This is a genomic window from Streptomyces sp. A5-4, assembly GCF_051131715.1.
Taxonomy (GTDB): Bacteria; Actinomycetota; Actinomycetes; order Streptomycetales; family Streptomycetaceae; genus Streptomyces.
In genome coordinates this window covers 3,327,733-3,345,769 of record NZ_CP178591.1, presented here as the reverse complement: position 1 = coordinate 3,345,769, position 18,037 = coordinate 3,327,733, and the positions used below count along the sequence as shown (strand labels likewise).

The 18,037-nt window shown below is 71.0% G+C and carries 15 protein-coding genes and 1 pseudogene; 8 read left to right on the top strand and 8 right to left on the bottom strand.

The window, feature by feature from the left end:
* The first annotated feature begins 3 nt into the window (after positions 1-3).
* Complete coding sequence (locus tag ACLLJJ_RS15285) at positions 4-3,150, top strand: sacsin N-terminal ATP-binding-like domain-containing protein (RefSeq protein ID WP_434591192.1); 3,147 nt, start codon at positions 4-6, stop codon at positions 3,148-3,150.
* A 144-nt stretch (positions 3,151-3,294) separates the two neighbouring features.
* Positions 3,295-4,104 carry a calcium-binding protein gene (locus ACLLJJ_RS15280; protein WP_434591189.1) on the top strand — a complete coding sequence of 270 codons (810 nt, stop codon included), beginning with the start codon at positions 3,295-3,297 and terminating at the stop codon, positions 4,102-4,104.
* Positions 4,105-4,132: 28 nt separating this feature from the next.
* Here the strand turns inward: ACLLJJ_RS15280 and ACLLJJ_RS15275 are convergent, their stop codons facing one another.
* Positions 4,133-6,607: an HAD-IC family P-type ATPase gene (locus tag ACLLJJ_RS15275; protein WP_434591186.1), complete on the bottom strand. Its 2,475-nt coding sequence runs from the start codon at positions 6,605-6,607 to the stop codon at positions 4,133-4,135.
* A gap of 194 nt (positions 6,608-6,801) precedes the next feature.
* Complete coding sequence (locus tag ACLLJJ_RS15270; protein WP_434591185.1) at positions 6,802-7,080, bottom strand: DUF2530 domain-containing protein; 279 nt, start codon at positions 7,078-7,080, stop codon at positions 6,802-6,804.
* Positions 7,081-7,295: 215 nt separating this feature from the next.
* Between ACLLJJ_RS15270 and ACLLJJ_RS15265 the strand changes: the two genes are divergently transcribed.
* Positions 7,296-8,747, top strand: a complete 1,452-nt coding sequence (locus ACLLJJ_RS15265) for an NCS2 family permease (protein WP_434591183.1) — start codon at positions 7,296-7,298, stop codon at positions 8,745-8,747.
* A 92-nt stretch (positions 8,748-8,839) separates the two neighbouring features.
* Here ACLLJJ_RS15265 and ACLLJJ_RS15260 read toward each other — a convergent pair whose 3' ends face one another.
* The gene (locus ACLLJJ_RS15260; protein ID WP_283521775.1) at positions 8,840-9,022 is read right to left on the bottom strand and encodes a ribbon-helix-helix protein, CopG family; all 183 of its coding nucleotides are present in this window, start codon (positions 9,020-9,022) and stop codon (positions 8,840-8,842) included.
* 132 nt (positions 9,023-9,154) lie between these two features.
* Here ACLLJJ_RS15260 and ACLLJJ_RS15255 point away from each other — a divergent pair, with 132 nt between their 5' ends.
* From ACLLJJ_RS15255 to thpR, 3 genes are all read left to right on the top strand, one after another.
* Entirely contained in the window at positions 9,155-9,592 is a 438-nt protein-coding gene (locus ACLLJJ_RS15255; RefSeq protein WP_434591180.1) for a MarR family winged helix-turn-helix transcriptional regulator, read from the top strand.
* Between the two features lie 55 nt (positions 9,593-9,647).
* Positions 9,648-11,045 carry an MFS transporter gene (locus tag ACLLJJ_RS15250; RefSeq protein ID WP_434591178.1) on the top strand — a complete coding sequence of 466 codons (1,398 nt, stop codon included), beginning with the start codon at positions 9,648-9,650 and terminating at the stop codon, positions 11,043-11,045.
* A 102-nt stretch (positions 11,046-11,147) separates the two neighbouring features.
* A complete protein-coding gene (gene thpR / locus ACLLJJ_RS15245; protein WP_434591176.1) occupies positions 11,148-11,714 on the top strand; it encodes an RNA 2',3'-cyclic phosphodiesterase in 567 nt (188 codons plus the stop codon).
* A gap of 174 nt (positions 11,715-11,888) precedes the next feature.
* Here thpR and ACLLJJ_RS15240 read toward each other — a convergent pair whose 3' ends face one another.
* Positions 11,889-12,881, bottom strand: coding sequence for an aldo/keto reductase (locus tag ACLLJJ_RS15240; RefSeq protein ID WP_434591174.1), 993 nt, complete (start codon positions 12,879-12,881; stop codon positions 11,889-11,891).
* 149 nt (positions 12,882-13,030) lie between these two features.
* The gene (locus ACLLJJ_RS15235) at positions 13,031-13,786 is read right to left on the bottom strand and encodes an SGNH/GDSL hydrolase family protein (protein WP_434591171.1); all 756 of its coding nucleotides are present in this window, start codon (positions 13,784-13,786) and stop codon (positions 13,031-13,033) included.
* On the opposite strand from ACLLJJ_RS15235, the gene ACLLJJ_RS15230 reads away from it, so the two are divergent.
* Positions 13,785-14,771, top strand: a complete 987-nt coding sequence (locus tag ACLLJJ_RS15230) for a WD40 repeat domain-containing protein (RefSeq protein WP_434591169.1) — start codon at positions 13,785-13,787, stop codon at positions 14,769-14,771. The genes ACLLJJ_RS15235 and ACLLJJ_RS15230 overlap by 2 nt on opposite strands.
* Positions 14,772-14,846: 75 nt before the next feature.
* On the opposite strand, the gene ACLLJJ_RS15225 is transcribed toward ACLLJJ_RS15230, so the two are convergent.
* Positions 14,847-15,659 carry a TetR/AcrR family transcriptional regulator gene (locus ACLLJJ_RS15225; RefSeq protein WP_434600429.1) on the bottom strand — a complete coding sequence of 271 codons (813 nt, stop codon included), beginning with the start codon at positions 15,657-15,659 and terminating at the stop codon, positions 14,847-14,849.
* Here ACLLJJ_RS15225 and ACLLJJ_RS15220 point away from each other — a divergent pair.
* Positions 15,621-16,113: pseudogene (locus tag ACLLJJ_RS15220) on the top strand (ABC transporter permease); the annotation flags it as partial. The gene ACLLJJ_RS15225 and the pseudogene ACLLJJ_RS15220 overlap by 39 nt on opposite strands.
* Positions 16,114-16,122: 9 nt before the next feature.
* On the opposite strand, the gene ACLLJJ_RS15215 reads toward ACLLJJ_RS15220, so the two are convergent.
* Positions 16,123-16,746 carry a Uma2 family endonuclease gene (locus ACLLJJ_RS15215; protein ID WP_434591167.1) on the bottom strand — a complete coding sequence of 208 codons (624 nt, stop codon included), beginning with the start codon at positions 16,744-16,746 and terminating at the stop codon, positions 16,123-16,125.
* Positions 16,747-16,902: 156 nt separating this feature from the next.
* The gene (gene serC / locus ACLLJJ_RS15210; RefSeq protein ID WP_434591164.1) at positions 16,903-18,021 is read right to left on the bottom strand and encodes a phosphoserine transaminase; all 1,119 of its coding nucleotides are present in this window, start codon (positions 18,019-18,021) and stop codon (positions 16,903-16,905) included.
* Between the last annotated feature and the right edge of the window lie 16 nt (positions 18,022-18,037).

Sequence of the window (18,037 nt, the reverse complement as noted above, 5' to 3'; positions counted from 1 at the left end):
AACGTGAGCGTCAGGGCGACCGACGAAGCCGACCCCTTCGGGACGGCACGGCTGCGACGCGGGGTACTCGACGCGTGGAGCGCCAGCCCCGCCCGTTTCCGCGAGGACGCCAACGCCGAGGAGGACCTCGCCCTCGGCGGCTACCGCGACCGCCTCGTGGTCGAGTTGGCCCAGAACGCCGCCGACGCCGCGGCCCGCGCCGGCGTCACCGGCCGCCTCCGGCTCACCCTGCGCCCCGCCACCGCCGACGACCCGGCGATCCTCGCCGCGGCCAACACCGGCGCCCCCCTCGACGCGATCGGCGTGGAGTCCCTCAGCACCCTGCGCGCGTCCGCGAAGCGCGAGGACACCAGCGGCGCGTCGGTCGGCCGTTTCGGCGTCGGGTTCGCCGCGGTGCTGGCCGTCAGCGACGAGCCCGCCGTCCTCGGGCGGCACGGCGGAGTCCGCTGGTCCCTCGCGGAGGCCCGCGAGTTGGCCCAGGAAGCGGCCCTCGCCGCGGGCAACGGCCTCGCCGACGAGCTGCGGCGCCGCGACGGTCACGTACCCCTGCTGCGGCTGCCGCTGCCCGCCGAGGGCACCGCTCCCGACGGGTACGACACCGTCGTGGTCCTGCCGCTGCGCGACGGCGCCGCCGTCGACCTCGCCGAGCGGCTGCTCGCCGGCATCGACGACGCACTGCTCCTGACCCTGCCCGGCCTCGCCGACGTGGTGGTCGAAACGCCCGAGGGCACCCGGACGTTGGCCCGGTCCACCCCGGACGCGTACGTCCACATCGAGGACTCCGGCGGCACGGAAACGGCCCGCATCACGCGCTGGCGCACCGTCACCCGCACCGGGCCCCTGGAGGCCGCCCTGCTGGCCGACCGGCCCGTCGAGGAGCGCCTGCGCCCCCACTGGTCGGTCACCTGGGCCGTCCCGGTGGACGGCGAAGGCTCACCGGAGCGCCCCCGTACCGCGCCCGTCGTGCACGCACCGACGCCCACCGACGAACCCCTGGGCGTACCGGCCCTGTTGATCGCCTCCCTGCCGCTGGACACCGCCCGCCGGCATCCCGCGCCGGGCCCGCTGACCGACTTCCTCGTGCAGCGCGCGGCCGACGCGTACGCCGAACTGCTCGCCGCCTGGCAGCCCGTGTCCGTCGCCACCGTCGACCTCGTCCCAGGGCCGCTCGGCAAGGGCGAGCTGGACGGCGCACTGCGGGCCGCCGTCATCGACCGGCTGCCGCGCGTCGCGTTCCTCGCCCCGGCCGCCCCCTCCGACGAACTCCTCGCGCTGCGCCCCTTCGAGGCGGAGGTCCTGGTGGGCGCGGGCGCCGACACCGTGCGCGTGCTGGCCGAGGTCCTGCCGACCCTGCTGCCCGCCGGCCTTGAGCGCCGCGCCGAGCTGCGCACCCTCGGCGTCGGCCGGCTGCCGCTGGGTGACGCCATCGAGCGCATCGCGGGCGCCGAGCGCGAACCGTCCTGGTGGCGCCGGCTGTACGAGTCCCTGGCCGGCGTCGACCCGGACCACCTGTCCGGGCTGCCGGTACCGCTCGCCGGCGGCCGTACGGTGATGGGCCCCCGCCAGGTCCTGCTCCCGCTGCCCGGCTCCGGCGCGGACGAGGGCCGCACAGCGGGCGCCGAGCAGCTCGGCCGCCTCGGCCTGAAGGTGGCCCACCCCGACGCCGTCCACCCGCTCCTGGAGAAGCTCGGCGCGCTGCCCGCGACCCCGCGCGCCGTCCTGACGACCCCGCAGGTGCGGGCCGCCGTGGCCGCCTCGCTGGACGACGACCACGCGGTGTGGGACGAGGACGCCCCGGACGCGGAGGAGCTGGCCGAGACCGTGCTCGCGCTCGTACGGGACGCCGGCCTCGCCCCCGGCGACGAGCCGTGGCTGGGCGCGCTGGCCCTCCCCGACGAGGACGGCGAGCTGTCACCCGCCGGTGAACTCGTGCTCCCGGGAAGCCCGTTCGCCGACATCATGCGCCAGGGCGAGCTGGCCCTGTGCGACACCGGGCTCGCCGACCGCTGGGGCGAGCAGCCGCTGACCGCCTGTGGTGTCCTGGCGACCTTCGCGCTCGTACGCACCACGGACGTCGTCCTCGACCCCGACGAGTTCGAGCCGCGCGACGGCGACTTCGCCGAGCCCGACGACGCGGGTCTGCTGGACGCCGTCGACGTGTGGTGCGAGGACGTCGTCGACCAGCTGCCCGAGACGCCCGTGCCGCCGGTCGTCACCGAGCTCGTCGCCGTGCGGGACCTGGACATGGTCGACGACGAGGCCTGGCCGCAGGCCCTGGCGCTGCTCGCCGAGCCGCCGCTGCGGGACGCGCTGACCCAGCCCGTGCGCGTCCTGCTGCCGGACGGCACGACGCGGACCGTACGCCCGTACACCGCCTGGTGGCTGCGCGACCACCCGGTGCTCGGCGGGCGTCGTCCCGCGGGGCTGCGCGCGGCGGGCAGCGACCCGCTGCTCGACGGGCTCTACACCGCCGCGGACGCGACCGGTTTCGACGACGAGCAGGTCCTGCGGGCCCTCGGCGTACGGACCACCGTCGCCGCACTCCTCGACGAGCCGGGCGGCGCGGCCGAGCTCCTGGGCCGCCTCGCCGACCCGGACCGCACGGTCACCCCGCGCCAACTGCACGCCCTGTACGGCGCCCTGGCCGACCTCGACCCCGACCAGGTGACGCTCCCGGACGAGCTGCGTGCCGTGGTGGACGGCGAGCTGCGGGTGGTCGACGCGGCGGACGCGGTCGTCGCCGACGCCCCCGACCTGCTGCCGCTGACCATGGGCCTGGCGCTGCTCCCGGTGGCCCCGGCCCGCGCGGCCGACCTGGCCGAGCTCTTCCAGGTGCGCAGGCTGAGCGAGTCGGCGGACGCGGCGGTGACCTCGCAGGGCACGGTGCGCGAGGTCCCCGAAGCGGTGCTGACACTGCTCGGCGCCGGCACCCCGGCCACGTACCTCGAACACGAGGAACTGCTCGCCGGCGGCGTCGAGTTGGACTGGCGCCGCACTCCGGACGGTGTGGTCCACGCGGCCACGCTCGAAGGTGTGGCCGCGGGCCTCGCTTGGTCGGCCGGGCAGTGGCCGCGCCGCTTCGAGGTGGCGGCGCTCCTTGAGGACTCGTCGCGCACGGCCGAGATGGAACAGGACCGCTGGTTCGACTGAGGTTCCGCCCGAAGAACTCGGTTTACTGTCTCTCCACATCTTCCATACACTTTGGTCAACATTCCAAGATCCCGCCGGGGGGAACGCGGTGGGATCGCTTCCATGTGGGGAAATACATTGCGCATACGCGCCACTGTGGCCGCCGTGACCGGCGCCCTGGCTCTGACCGCTCTTGCCGTACCGGCCGCGCAGGCGGACGAGGCACCGAAGGCCGAGGTGTCGGCTTTCACCGCTCAGGCCCCGGCTGACGAGGACGAGTCGTCCGGCGACACCCGGATCACGAAGGTGGTCGTCAACGGAGGCAAGAGCCTTTCGCTCGGCACCACCGCGAAGAAGACGATCACGGCGGAGGTGACGGCCACCGACCCCGAGGGGATGTACGAGACCGACTCGTTCCTCTGGAACGGTCCGGGCGCCGACGCCGCGAACAACGCCATCGGCTTCGCCGGGCCGACGAGCCCGACCGGTAGCTGCACCGAGGTGAACGCCACCACGACGACCTGCAAGTACAGCATCGTGATCGACCCCGCAGTCGTCTACAACAACACAGCCGGCACCTGGAAGCTGTGGGTCTCGGCCGTCGGCGCCGACGGTGACTTCGTCACCAAGAACGTCGCGGGCACCACCAAGATCCTGCGTGCCTCCACGCTGACGGCCAACGCCGCCCCGGAGCCCGTCAAGAAGGGCAAGCCGATCACGGTCACGGGCAAGCTGGCCCGTGCCAACTGGGACACGCTCCAGTACGCCGGTTACAGCGCGCAGCCGGTGCAGCTCCAGTTCCGCGCCGCGGGTACGAGCACGTACTCCACCGTCAAGACGGTGAAGACGAACGCCTCGGGCAACCTGTCGACCACCGTCACGTCCGTCAAGGACGGCTACTGGCGCTGGAACTTCACGGGCTCGTCCACGTCGACTCCGGTTGCCGCCGCGGGCGACTTCCTCGACGTCCGCTAGTCGAGAAGCCACCACCGAACCACCCCCGCTACGCGGGAAAGCGGCGGCCGACCCAGCGCCACACCAGCTCCAGGCCGGCCGCCGCCACCGCCGCGATGGCCACTGCCGCCCACGGCATCGTCGTGCCCACCAGCTTCAGCGCGAAGAAGTCCTGCAGCCACGGCACGACCAGCACGATCAGGAAGCCCAGGCTCATCGCGGCGACCATGCCGACGCGCCACCACGTGTACGGGCGGGCGATGATCGCCAGGACCCAGATGGAGACCAGGAAGAGCGTGAGGGTCGCCGCGCTCGTCTCCGCGGCCAGGGCGTCCTGGCCCGAGTAGTGCGAGCGGGCCAGCAGGTACGTACAGAACGTCGCCGTCGCCGCGATGGCGCCGCTGGGGATCGCGTACCGCATCACCCTGCGCACGAAGTGCGGCTGTGCGCGTTCCGTGTTGGGGGCCAGCGCGAGGAAGAACGCCGGGACGCCGATCGTCAGCGTCGACAGCAGCGTCAGGTGCCGGGGCAGGAACGGGTACTCCACTTGGGAGCAGACCACCAGGATCGCGAGCAGCACCGAGTAGACCGTCTTCGTCAGGAAGAGGGTGGCGACCCGGGTGATGTTGCCGATGACCCGGCGCCCCTCGGCGACCACCGAAGGCAGCGTCGCGAAGCTGTTGTTGAGCAGCACGATCTGCGCCACGGCCCGTGTCGCCTCCGAGCCCGCGCCCATCGCGACCCCGATGTCCGCGTCCTTGAGCGCCAGTACGTCGTTGACTCCGTCGCCCGTCATCGCGACCGTGTGGCCCTTGGACTGGAGGGCGGCGACCATGTCGCGCTTCTGCTGCGGGGTGACCCGGCCGAACACCGAGTTGCCCTCCAGCACCTCCGCCATCTCGGCCCGGTCGGCGGGCAGCGTACGGGCATCGACGGTGTTCTCGGCGCCCGGCAGGTCGAGCTTGGCGGCGACCGCGCCCACCGACACCGCGTTGTCGCCCGAGATGACCTTGGTGATGACGTTCTGGTCGGCGAAGTACCGCAGGGTGTCGGCGGCATCGGGGCGCAACCGCTGCTCCAGGACGACCAGGGCGGTGGCACGCGTCCCGTCCGTCAGGCGCGGGTCGTCCAGTTCCTTCGTGGCGCGGGCGAGGAGCAGGACACGCAGGCCCTGCCGGTTGAGCTGCTCGATCTCGTCGAGCGCAGGGCCGCCCTCGGGCAGCAGTACGTCGGGTGCGCCGAGCAGCCAGGTGCTGGTGGGGCCTTCGGGTTCTTCGAAGCTCGCACCGCTGTACTTGCGGGCGGAGGAGAAGGGCAGCGAATCGGCGCAGCGCCACTTCGCCTCGTCCGGGTACGCGTTCTTGATCGCCTGGAGGCTGGCGTTCGGCCGCGGATCGGACGTGCCGAGGGCCCCGAGCACGGTGTGCACGTACGCCTCCCGCACCCCGGAATCCGCCACTATCCGCGTCTCGGTGACGTCCATGCCGCCCTCGGTGAGGGTGCCCGTCTTGTCGAGGCATACGACGTCCACGCGCGCGAGGCCCTCGATGGCGGGCAGCTCCTGCACGAGGCACTGCTTGCGGCCGAGCCGGATCACGCCGACGGCGAAGGCGACCGAGGTGAGCAGCACGAGCCCCTCGGGGATCATCGGCACGATGCCGCCCACGGTCCGTGCGATCGAGTTCTTGAAGTCGTTGTCCTTCACGACGAGCTGGCTGATGATCAAGCCGATCGAGGTCGGGATCATCAGCCACATGACGTACTTGAGGATGGTGTTGATGCCGCTGCGCAGCTCGGAGTGGACGAGCGTGAAGCGGGAAGCCTCCTCGGCGAGCTGCGTGGCGTAGGCCTCGCGACCGACCCTGGTGGCGGTGAACGCGCCGCCGCCCGCGACGATGAAGCTGCCGGACATCATCTGGTCGCCGGGCCGCTTGAGCACCGGGTCGGCCTCGCCGGTGAGCAGCGACTCGTCGACCTCCAGGCCGTCGACCTCGATGACCTCGCCGTCCACGACGACCTTGTCGCCGGGGCCCAGCTCGATGAGGTCGCCCAGGACGATCTCGGAGGTGGAGATCCGGGCGGTCGCGCCGTCGCGGCGGACGGTCGGTTTGGCCTCGCCCAGCACCGCGAGCCCGTCGAGGGTCTTCTTCGCGCGCAGCTCCTGGACGATGCCGATGCCGGTGTTGGCGACGATCACGAAGCCGAAGAGGCTGTCCTGGATCGGTGCGACGAAGAGCATGATCACCCAGAGCACGCCGATGATCGCGTTGAAGCGGGTGAAGACATTGGCCCGGACGATCTCGGTGAAGTTGCGCGAGCTGCGCACCGGCACGTCGTTGACCTCGCCCCGGGCGACCCGCTCGGCGACCTCGGCGGTGGTCAGCCCGCCCGGCGCGGCCGGTGGGCGGTGGTGGGCGGAGGGGGGCAGGGGCGCGGGGTGCACGGGGTCGAGTTCGGCGCCCGCGTCGATCAGGGGGCCGCTCGCCCCGCTGCTGTCCGTGTCGGTCTTCGCCCGCTGGTCCATGGGTTCGACGGTACGGCGGGATGTACGGATCTACCCGTTGAGCGGGGTGGATTGGGGGGCCGCGGGGCGGAAGATCGGCCCGAGGCAGGAGGGGGTCGTCCGGCGGTTGTGCGACGTCCGCGGAGCCGTGGGCGCCCGTCCCACGCGCCCGGAGCCTACGGTGCCCGGCCGGCCCGGGGCCGGGGCTGCCCGCCCTACGCGTCCGGCAGCCCCTCGGCCTCGGCCTTCGCTTCGGCGGCCCTCCGCAGCGCGGCCTCACGCCCCCGTACGTACCAGATCCCGTACAACCCGAGCCCGGCCCCGGCCAGGCAGCACCACACCCACCAGGTCCACCCACGGTCGTCGAACCAGCCATAGAACGGCAGCTGGACCAGGAAGAGGACGAACCAGAGGATCGTTCCGCCGACGACGGTGCTGACAACGGGCCCCTCAAGGGCCTCGGGTGCCTCGTGCTTGGGGGTCCACTTCGCCATGGGGACAGTGTAGGCGGCGCCTCCGCGCGGCCCCTCGGGTCAGGTGGCCCATGGGTCTACGCGCGGAGATAGCGATCTTTGCCTTATGTATTCATACTGAAACGGTTTGCATCTGACTGAATTTGTTCGTCAGAACATCCAAGGAAATGCATCCAGGACGGCTCCGTATCCCCCGTATTCCCCTGTGTTTCCCTTCTCCCCGCATGAGGTCACGCATGTCCCCCTCGGCCACGGCTCCGGCCGACGCCAAGCAGCCGCCGTCTCCTCCGGAGCCGTCCGGCGGTCTCGACCGCTACTTCAAGATCACCGAGCGGGGCTCCACCGTCCCGCGTGAGATCCGCGGCGGTCTGGCGACCTTCTTCGCGATGGCGTACATCATCGTGCTGAACCCGATCATCCTGGGCAGCGCGAAGGACATGTACGGCCATCAGCTCGACGGTGGCCAGCTGGTCACCGCCACCGTGCTGACCGCGGCCTTCTCCACGCTGCTGATGGGCGTCATCGGCAATGTGCCGATCGCCCTCGCCGCCGGCCTCGGCGTCAACACCGTCGTCGCGCTCCAGCTCGCACCCCGGATGAGCTGGCCCGACGCGATGGGCATGGTCGTCCTGGCCGGCTTCGTCGTGATGCTGCTCGTCGCGACCGGACTGCGTGAGCGCGTGATGAGCGCGGTGCCGCTCGGCCTGCGCAAGGGCATCGCGATCGGCATCGGCCTGTTCATCATGCTGATCGGCCTGGTCGACTCGGGCTTCGTCTCGCGCATCCCGGACGTCGCGCACACCACCGTCCCGCTGCAGCTCGGCGGCGACGGTCACCTCAACGGCTGGCCGGTCCTCGTCTTCGTCCTCGGCACGCTGCTCACGCTCGCCCTGCTGGTGCGCAAGGTGCCCGGCGCGATCCTCATCTCCATCGTGGCGATGACCGTGCTCGCGCTGATCGTCAACGCGGTCGCGGACGTCGAGTCCTGGGGGCTGACCACCCCGGAGTGGCCCGGCAACCCGGTTGCCAGCCCGGACTTCGGCCTCGTCGGCGAGCTCAGCCTGTTCGGCGGCTTCGAGAAGGTCGGCCTGCTGACCGGCATCCTCTTCGTCTTCACCGTGCTGCTGTCCAGCTTCTTCGACGCGATGGGCACCATCCTCGGCGTCAGTGACGAGGCGAAGCTGCTGGACGAGAAGGGCAACCTGCCGGGCGTCAGCAGGGTGCTGTTCGTCGACGGCATCGCCGTCGCCGCGGGCGGCGCGACCTCCAGCTCCGCGACCACCTGCTTCGTGGAGTCCACCGCCGGTGTCGGCGAGGGCGCGCGCACCGGCCTCGCGAACGTCGTCACCGGCGGCCTGTTCGCCGTAGGCCTCTTCCTGACACCCCTGGTCACCATGGTCCCGTCACAGGCGGCCACCCCGGCGCTGGTCGCGGTGGGCTTCCTGATCATGTCCGGCTCGATCCGGGCGATCGACTGGGACGATCACACGGTCGCGATCCCGGCGTTCCTGACCATGGTGATGATGCCGTTCACGTACTCGATCACGAACGGCATCGGTATCGGCTTCGTCGCCTTCTGCGTGCTGCGGGTGGTGGCCGGGCGCGGGCGCGAGGTGCCGGTAGCGATGTACGCCGTATCGGCGGTGTTCGCGTTCTACTACCTGCTGCCGGCGCTGGGCCTGACGTAGCAGCCGCCTGATACCGGGCACCGGGCCTGACCCCCGGCAGCCGCCCGAGGCCGGCACGGGGCCTGACGCAACAGTCGGCCGATACGGACACCTCAGGCGGCCCCGTAGAACTTCTCCGTCTCGTCGACCGCTGTTTTGAAGCGTTCGTCGAAGTCGTCGCGAATGAGTGTTCGGACCACATAGTCCTGGACGCTCATTCCGCGTTTGGCGGCATGGTCCCGGAGGCGGCCGAGCAACTCGCCGTCTATCCGCAGGCTGAGCACTGTCGATCCCATGCAGAACAGGGTCGCGGGAGGGGCCCCGGCGGGGCGTCACTTTTCGGAGCGAACTCACTCGTACGGGTGATGATTCATGCCTCACTGTAAACGGGTAGTATTTAGCATGGGTAATGAGTTAGGCTAACGAACATGCCTGACCTGCCCCACGACGGCAATGCTGCCGCTGTGAACTCCCTGCGCTCCGCCGTCATGCGGCTGGGCCGACGCCTGAAGCATCAGCGCGTCGACGAATCGCTGAGCCCGACCGAGATGTCGGTCCTCGGCACCCTGGCCCGCTGCGGCTCGGCCACCCCCGGTGAGCTGGCTCGCAAGGAGCACGTACAGCCGCCGTCGATGACCCGGATCGTGGCACTGCTCGAAGCCAAGGGGCTGGTCAGACTGGAGCCGCACCCCGACGACCGCCGGCAGAAGGTGGTCAGCCAGACCGAGACCGCCGAGGCGATGCTCGAAGAGAGCCGCCGCAAGCGGAACGCCTGGCTGGCCGGACTCACCAGCGGTCTGGACGAGGACGAATGGGCGAAGCTGCGCGCTGCGGCCCCCGTCCTGGAGAAGCTCGCGCATCTCTGACAGCACCCCGCTGACCGCATACGACCCCGCGCGCCGCCAAGGAGGCGAACCCACTTTGAGTACGGGATCCGGAGCAGACTCCGCCCCCGCACCGAACAACCACCACGACACGGATTCCACCCCGTCCGAGCATGCGTCCAAGCCCAAAGGGACCAAGCCCAAAGGGACCGGGACCTTCTCGTCCCTGAAGATCCGCAACTATCGGCTGTTCGCCACCGGCGCCGTCGTGTCCAACACCGGTACGTGGATGTCCCGCATCACCCAGGACTGGCTGGTCCTCGACCTCACCGGGTCGGCGGCGGCCGTCGGCATCACGACGGCCCTGCAGTTCCTGCCCATGCTGCTCTTCGGCCTGTACGGCGGAGTCATCGCCGACCGCTGCCCCAAGCGCCTGCTGCTGCTCTTCAGCCAGGCCGCTCTCGGCCTGTGCGGTGTCGCCCTCGCGACCCTCACGCTCACCGGGCACGTCCAGGTCTGGCACGTCTACCTGATCGCGTTCCTGCTCGGCATGGTCACCGTGATCGACAATCCGGCGCGGCAGTCCTTCGTGTCCGAGATGGTCGGCCCCGACCAGCTGCGCAACGCCGTCAGCCTCAATTCGGCCAACTTCCAGTCCGCCCGGCTGATCGGCCCCGCCGTCGCCGGTGTGCTCATCACGACCGTCGGCAGCGGCTGGTCCTTCATGCTCAACGGGCTGTCGTTCCTGGCCCCGATCGTCGGCCTGCTGCTGATGCGTACGAGCGAGCTGCACAAGGTCGAACGGGTGCAGCGCGGCAAGGGCCAGCTCAGGGAGGGCCTGCACTACGTCGCGGGCCGCCCCGACCTGCTCTGGCCGATCGCCCTGGTCGGCTTCGTCGGCACCTTCGGCTTCAACTTCCCGATCTGGCTCAGCGCCTTCGCCGACGGGGTCTTCCACGGCGGCGCCGGGCTGTACTCGTTCTTCAACATTCTGATGGCGGCCGGTTCGCTGGCCGGCGCACTGCTCTCCGCCCGCCGTCGCTCCTCGCGGCTGCGGATGCTGGTGGCGGCCGCGATGGCCTTCGGCCTGCTGGAGATCGCCGCTTCGCTCTCGACGTCGCTGTGGCTGTTCTCGCTGCTGCTCGTGCCGATCGGCATGATCGGCCTGACGGTCAACATCACCGCCAACACGAGCGTCCAGATGGCGACCGACGCGGCCATGCGCGGCCGGGTGATGAGCCTCTACATGATGGTCTTCGTCGGCGGTACGCCGGTGGGCGCCCCGCTGCTCGGCTGGGTCACCGACACGTACGGCGCCCGGATCGGCTTCGCCACCGGCGGCCTGATCTCGCTGACGGCGGGCCTGGTCATCGCGATCGTGCTGGCCCGGCTCGGCGGTCTGCGCCTGAAGATCGACCTGCGGCGCGGTCACCAGCACGTGAACGTGGTGCGGCGCGAGGGCGTACGCCGCAAGGAACTCGCGACGGTGGCCTGACACCGATGAGCGGGGCGGGACAGGGCCCGGACGCACCCGCATCCGGGCCCCCCCGCACGCCCGAACCCGAAACCCGCGAGCCCGATCCCTGAAACTGTTCGCATGAGACTCTTCGCCGCCGTACTGCCGCCCGCCGGAGCCGCCGTCGAACTCGGCCTGGCCGTGGACCACTTGCGGACCCTGCCCGGCGCGGACGAGCTGCGCTGGACCGCGCGCGCCGGGTGGCACTTCACCCTCGCCTTCCTCGGCGAGGTGGACGACACGCTGCTCCCCGGCATCAAGGAGCACCTCGGCCTGGCCGCCGCCCGCCACGAGGCCTTCCCGCTGCGCATCGACTCCGGCGGCCACTTCGGGCAGCGCGCGCTGTGGGCCGGCGCCTCGGGCGGCCTCGATCCAATGCGCCGCCTCGCGGAGCGCACGGACGCGGCGGCGCGGCGGGCCGGCGTGCCGATGGAGGAGCACCGCGCGTACCGGGCGCACCTGACGCTCGCCCGCAGCCGGACGGGGGAGACCGACCTGCGGCCGTACGTCGAGGCCCTCGGCGGGTTCGAGGGCGCCGGGTGGACGGCGGGTGAGCTGGCGCTCGTACGCAGCAACCTGCCGGTCGTCGGGGTGCGCGGCGAGGAGTCCAGGTACGAGACGGTGGCGGCCTGGGCGCTGGGGCGCTGACCGAGGCCGTTAGGCTCGACGGGTGGACCCGAAAATCAGAAACCAGGTCATGGCCGGCGTGCTCGTACTGCTCTTCGTCGTCGTCGCGGTGGCGGCCGCGGTCGGCGGCTGACCGGCCGGGGCCGCCGACCGCAGGTGACGTACGGCGGGTGACGTACCGCGTGCGGGCCCGTCCTACCAGGCGAACGCCTCGGGGGACGGTCCGGGACCCGGGAAGATCTCGTCCAACGACTTCAGCATCTCCTCGGGCAGCCCCAGCTCGATCGCGCGCAGCGCCGAAGCCAGCTGGTCCGACGTGCGCGGGCCGACGATCGGTCCGGTGATGCCGGGCCGGGTGAGCAGCCAGGCCAGGGCCACCTCGCCGGGCTCCAGGCCGTGCTTGGCGACGAGGTCCTCGTACGACTGGATCTGTGCGCGCACGTCGGTGTTGGCGAGTGCCTCCGCCGACCGGCCGGTCGCCGCGCGGGCCGAACCGCCCTCGGTCTCCTTGCGGATCACACCGCCCAGCAGACCGCCGTGCAGCGGCGACCACGGGATGACCCCCAGGCCGTACTCCTGCGCGGCCGGGACGACCTCCATCTCGGCGCGGCGCTCGGCGAGGTTGAACAGGCACTGCTCGCTGACCAGGCCGTACGAGCCGAGCCTTCGGGCCGCCTCGTTGGCCTGGGCGATCTTCCAGCCGGGGAAGTTCGACGAGCCCGTGTAGAGGACCTTGCCCTGTGCGACCAGGACGTCGATCGCCTGCCAGATCTCCTCGACGGGGGTGTGCCGGTCGATGTGGTGGAACTGGTACAGGTCGATGTGGTCGGTCTGCAGCCGCTTGAGGCTGGCGTCGACCGCACGCCGGATGTTGAGGGCGGACAGCCGGTCGTGGTTGGGCCACGGGTCGCCCTCGGCCATGTTGGCGAACACCTTGGTGCCCAGGACGACCTTGTCGCGGCGCCCGTCGCCCTTGGCGAACCAGGAGCCGATGATCTCCTCGGTGCGGCCCTTGTCGGCGCCCCAGCCGTAGACGTTGGCGGTGTCGAAGAAGTTGACGCCCGCGGCGAGTGCGGCGTCCATGATCGTGTGGCTGTCGGCCTCGCTGGTCTGGGGGCCGAAGTTCATCGTGCCGAGGACGAGTCGGCTGACCTTGAGGCCCGTGCGTCCGAGCTGTGTGTACTTCATGGGCATACAGCCAATGCCTTCGAGTGCGCTCGAAGCAAGGACCAACCTGCCCGGAACGAGCGGGCGTCCGGACGCGCCGGCCCGGCCGGAGTGCCTCGTCGGGGCCGAAGCGGTGGCGGCCGTCCCGGAGCAGGCGTGGCGAGCGGGCCCTAGACCAGGGCCCCCGCTGTCCCGTACCGCACGCCGACCCCCCACGCCTGGTGCATCGCGTCCGCGAACGCCGCCGCGAGTTTGTGCTCGCCGGTCGGGCCCGGGTGCGTGCCGTCGTAGGTGTCGGTGTGGATGTCGTACGCCGTCGGGTGTGACGCCAGGAGCACCGGCGAGGCGGCGGTGTCGAGGTCGGCGACGGCCTTTGCCAGCAGTTCGTTGAAGCGCTCGCACTCGGCGGCGAACGCGGGGTCGGTCTCGGCGCGGATGTTGGGTATGACCGGCAGGAGCACCGCGCGGATGTGCGGGTTCGCCGCGCGGGCCTCCGCGATGAAGTGCCGGGCGTTGCGCGCGGTCTGAGCGGCGTCCGTGTAGAAGCCGAGGTCGATCAGGCCGAGCGAGACGAGCAGGACGTCCGGGCGGGTGGCGGTCACCGTCTCGCGGATCAGCGGCGCCATGTGCAGCCACCCCTCGCCCCAGCCCGCCAGGTGCTTGTGGGCCTTGGGCGGGAACGCGGGGTCGCCGTACGCGGACGAGACCGGGGCGTTCGCGAGGGTGTCGTACACCTCGGTGCGGGGGCCGACGATGCGGAACGGGCCGCCGAAGGAGGTCGCCAGGTGCTGCCACATGCGAAAGCGCCATGTGAAGTCGCCGGCGCGCCCGATGGTCATGGAGTCGCCGACGAACAGGAAGCGCATCGCGTCATTGTCGCGGATCTCTGCGGTGACCTGCGACGTGATGCTCGACACTTGGGTCATGCGTTCGCTCTTGTACGTCGTGCCCGGTGCCGCCGCCCTGTCCGCCCTCGTCCTGTTCGGGGCCGGTACGGCCGTCGCCGACGACGGTGACTTCACGATCAAGGATCCACGGATCACCGAGTCCAGCGGACTGGCCGCCAGCCGCGCGCACCCCGGCGTGTACTGGACCCACAACGACCAGGACAAGCCGTACATCTACGGGATCGACTCCAAAACCGGCGAGACCGTCGCGACGATCACCCTGCGCGGGGTGGGGGCGCCCCGCGACATGGAGGCGATCTCGGTGGGGTCCGACGGCAATGTGTACGTCGGCGACATCGGCGACAACCTCAACGGGAGCTGGAGCCATGTGTGGATCTACCGCTTCCCGGAGCCGAAGCAGCTGAAGGACGCGACGGTCGACGCGACCCAGTTCACGGTGAAGTACGCGGACGGGGCCCGCGACGCGGAGGCGCTGATGGTGCATCCGAAGACCGGACGGGTCTACATCGCCAGCAAGAACGAGGACGGTGGCGGGCTCTACGAGGGCCCGGCGCAGCTGTCCGCGGGGGGCACGAACACCTTCCGGCGGGTCGGGGAGGTGCCGTGGGTGACGGACGGGGCGTTCTCGCCGGACGGCAGCCGACTGGTGCTGCGCTCGTACTTCAGCGCGCGTGAGTACGCGTGGAAGAACGGGCGCCCGGGGGAGGACAGTTCGGTCGGCGCGCCGTTCCAGGGGCAGGCTGAGTCGGTGACGTACACCGTGGACGGCTCGGCGCTGATGTTCGGCTCGGAGGGCGTCGGGAGCGAGGTGCGCGAGGTCGACGTGAAGGAGCCGGAGGGCGGCGGCGGGAACGCGGACTCCGGGTCCGATTCGCCTTCCCGTGCGGGCGGTTCGGGGGATGGGGGCGGCGGCTCGGACAACAAGGTCGTGCTTGGCCTCGGCGGATTCGCGGTGGTGGCCGTGCTGTTCCTGGGGCTGCGGCGGATGACGCGGCGCGGCTAGGTCCCATCGTGAGCCCGGGTGCCGGGTGCCGGGTGCCGGGTGTCGGGCGGTGTCCGGGCTCAGAGGGGGCGTGGGTCACCCCTCGGGGTGCTTCCCGGCGTTCTCCCCGGCGTTCTCCTCCGCGCGCTGCCTCACCAGGGTCTCGAAGCCGTCGATCAGTCGCCGCAGGCCGAATGCCAAGTGGTCGAAGCCGGTGGCGAAGGTGTCCTCGGACAGGGCCGCCATGCGCGGGAAATCGCCGCTCAGCATGGCCCGTTCGAGATAGGGCTGCTGGCCCTCCCAGAACGCCTCGTGGCTCAGGCCGGTCTCCCGCACCGCCTCGGCGGTCTGGATCTCGGTGCGCGCGGTGCCGGTGACGTAACTCTGGATCGTGATGATCACGGCGATCAGCTCGGGGTCGGTGAGCCCCATGCCCTTGAGGGCGCCCACGGCCGCTTCGAGCCCGCGTACGGCGCTCGGTCCCAGGACGGTACGGGCCTGGTTGACCTTGAGCAGCCACGGGTGGCGGCGGAACAGGTCGAGGTCGCCGCGCGCCATGCCCTCGACGGCCCCCTGCCAGTCGGCCCCCTCGTGCGGACCTGCGGCGTCGAGCGTTTCGCCCCGCACCCGGTCGAGCATCAGGTCGAGCAGCTCGACCTTGCTCGGGACGTAGCGGCACAGGGACATGGTGCCCGTGCCGAGGTCGGTCGACAGCCGTCGCATCGAGACGGCGTCCAGGCCCTCGGCGTCCGCGATCCCGATGGCCGTGGCGACGATCCGGTCGAGGGTGAGGCCGGGCTTGGGGCCCCGGCTGGGTCGCTCGCCGGTGCCCCAGAGGAGCTCCAGGCTGCGGCGGATGTCGCCGCTTCCGCCCCCTCGGCCGTGGTGACGGGCCGGGGCGTCAACGATCTGATCGTGGCCTGCGCGGAGTTGACCATCCTGGCGATGACGGCGTACGCGATGGGCTGGCGCTCCGACGGCGGCTTCGCGGCGGCGTCGGCCGCCTTCGCCCTGCTGCTGCTCCTGCGGTTCTGCCTGATCTGGGTGGGCGTCCTGCTCGGCCTGCTGGTGCCGAGCGCGGAGGCGGCCGGCGGGCTCTACGTGGTCGCCTTCCCGGTCACCATGGTCTCCAGCGTCTTCGTGCCGCCGTCGACGATGCCGGACTGGCTGGGCACGGTCGCCGCCTGGAACCCGATCTCATCGACGGCCGCGGCGACCCGCGAGCTTGTTCGGCAACCCGGTGGCGAGCGACGGCAGCTGGATCCAGGAGAACGCGCTGCTGATGGCGATGGTGTGGCCGGTGGTCATCACGGCCGTGTTCCTGCCGCTGGCGGTGCGGCGGTTCCAGCGGTTGAGCCGGTGAGGACGCCCCTCAGGCTTCGGGAGTCTGCCTGCGGGCCCCGGCGTTGAGGATCTCCGCGACGTCGAGGTTGACCTTGGCGCCGATGGACTCCGGGAGGGTGACCTGCTGGCCGGGGGCGTAGACGCGGTGGCTGTCGTATTCGCCTGCGACGGGGTCGGTGAGCACGTGGATACGGCCGTGCTTACGGTCGACGATCACGTAGACCGGGATCTTGGCTTCGGCGTAGGCGGCCACCTTGTTGCGCAGGTCGTTGTCGTAATTGCTGGCGGTGACCTCCAGGACGAGGCGGAAGACCGCCGGGTCGTAGCAGTTGTTGTCGAGTTCGTGTTCGTCGAGGTCGGCGTCGACGATCGCGAGGTCGGGGATGGCGTAGTCCGCCGGGCCGCTGGGCAGCCATACGCCGACGGCCTGGAGGACTCCGGTCTCGTCATCGTCCAGACCGGCCATGATGAACGGGCGCATGAGCTTGGTCAGCGCTCGCGCGTGGGGGCCGTCTGCCGATGGGGTCACGGTGATGACGCCTCCGATGATCTCGACGCGGTAGCCGGGGAGCTGCTCCATGAGCCGGTTGGCCGCTTCGAGCAGCGATTCCGGCTCGCCGTCGCAGGAGTGCTCGACTGCTGCTGCAGACATCGCGGGCCTCCTGATGGGCTTGGTCGAGGACATCATCGTAGGCCGGAGAGCCGCCGTGTGTCCTGTATGTACCCCTTCACCCCGTCGAGTGAGCGTGAAGGGCCCCGGCGCACAACTCGGCGCCGGGGCCCTTCACGTACAGCGTGCGGGGTGCTGTTAAAGCTTCTCGATCACGTAGTCGATGCACGTCGTGAGCGCTGCCACGTCCGCCGGGTCGACCGCCGGGAACATCGCGACGCGCAACTGGTTGCGGCCCAGCTTGCGGTACGGCTCGGTGTCCACGATGCCGTTCGCGCGCAGCACCTTGGCGACCGCGGCCGCGTCGATCTCGTCCGTGAAGTCGATCGTGCCGATGACCTGCGAGCGCTTGGCCGCGTCGACGACGAACGGCGTCGCGTGCTTCGACTCCTCGGCCCAGCCGTACAGGTTGCGCGCGGAGGTCGCCGTGCGCTCGACCGCCCAGTCGAGGCCACCCTGGCCGTTGAGCCACTTCAGCTGCTCGTTGAGCAGGAAGAGGGTGGAGAGGGCGGGCGTGTTGTACGTCTGGTTCTTCAGCGAGTTGTCGATCGCCGTCGGCAGGCTGAAGAACTCCGGGATGTGCCTGCCGGACGCGTGGATGCGCGCCGCGCGCTCCAGGGCCGCCGGGGAGAACGCCGCGATCCACAGGCCGCCGTCGGAGGCGAATGACTTCTGCGGGGCGAAGTAGTAGACGTCGGTCTCGGCGATGTCGACCGGGAGGCCGCCCGCGCCGGAGGTGGCGTCCACCAGGACGAGGGAGCCCGCGTCGGCGCCGGGGACGCGCTTGATCGGGGCCGCGACGCCGGTGGAGGTTTCGTTGTGGGTGAACGCGTAGACGTCCACGCCCTCCTCGGCCACCGGGTCCGGGTGCGTGCCCGGGTCGGCGGACAGGACGGTCGGGGCGGCCAGCCACGGTGCGAGCTTGGCGGCCTTCGCGAACTTCGACGAGAACTCACCGAAGGTGAGGTGCTGCGACTTGTTCTCGATCAGACCGTGGGTCGCGATGTCCCAGAAGGCGGTGGAGCCGCCGTTGCCCAGGATCACCTCGTAGCCCTCGGGGAGCTGGAAGAGGTCACGTACGCCGTCGCGCACCGCGCCGACCAGGTTCTTGACCGGGGCCTGGCGGTGGGACGTACCGAGCAGTGAGGTTCCGGTGGCGGCGAGGGCGTCCAGCGCCTCCGTACGCACCTTGGAGGGGCCCGCGCCGAATCGTCCGTCGGCGGGCTTGATGTCAGCGGGAATCTGGATCTCAGCCACGGGTGGAGCGTAGTCG

Excerpts from the sequence above, each read along its gene's own strand:
- ACLLJJ_RS15215 (WP_434591167.1), bottom strand. The coding sequence starts at position 16,746 with ATGTCTGCAGCAGCAGTCGAGCACTCCTGCGACGGCGAGCCGGAATCG.
- ACLLJJ_RS15240 (WP_434591174.1), bottom strand. The coding sequence starts at position 12,881 with ATGAAGTACACACAGCTCGGACGCACGGGCCTCAAGGTCAGCCGACTC.
- ACLLJJ_RS15230 (WP_434591169.1), top strand. The coding sequence starts at position 13,785 with ATGCGTTCGCTCTTGTACGTCGTGCCCGGTGCCGCCGCCCTGTCCGCC.
- ACLLJJ_RS15235 (WP_434591171.1), bottom strand. The coding sequence starts at position 13,786 with ATGACCCAAGTGTCGAGCATCACGTCGCAGGTCACCGCAGAGATCCGC.
- thpR (WP_434591176.1), top strand. The coding sequence starts at position 11,148 with ATGAGACTCTTCGCCGCCGTACTGCCGCCCGCCGGAGCCGCCGTCGAA.
- ACLLJJ_RS15270 (WP_434591185.1), bottom strand. The coding sequence starts at position 7,080 with ATGGCGAAGTGGACCCCCAAGCACGAGGCACCCGAGGCCCTTGAGGGG.
- ACLLJJ_RS15260 (WP_283521775.1), bottom strand. The coding sequence starts at position 9,022 with ATGGGATCGACAGTGCTCAGCCTGCGGATAGACGGCGAGTTGCTCGGC.
- ACLLJJ_RS15255 (WP_434591180.1), top strand. The coding sequence starts at position 9,155 with ATGCCTGACCTGCCCCACGACGGCAATGCTGCCGCTGTGAACTCCCTG.
- ACLLJJ_RS15265 (WP_434591183.1), top strand. The coding sequence starts at position 7,296 with ATGTCCCCCTCGGCCACGGCTCCGGCCGACGCCAAGCAGCCGCCGTCT.
- ACLLJJ_RS15275 (WP_434591186.1), bottom strand. The coding sequence starts at position 6,607 with ATGGACCAGCGGGCGAAGACCGACACGGACAGCAGCGGGGCGAGCGGC.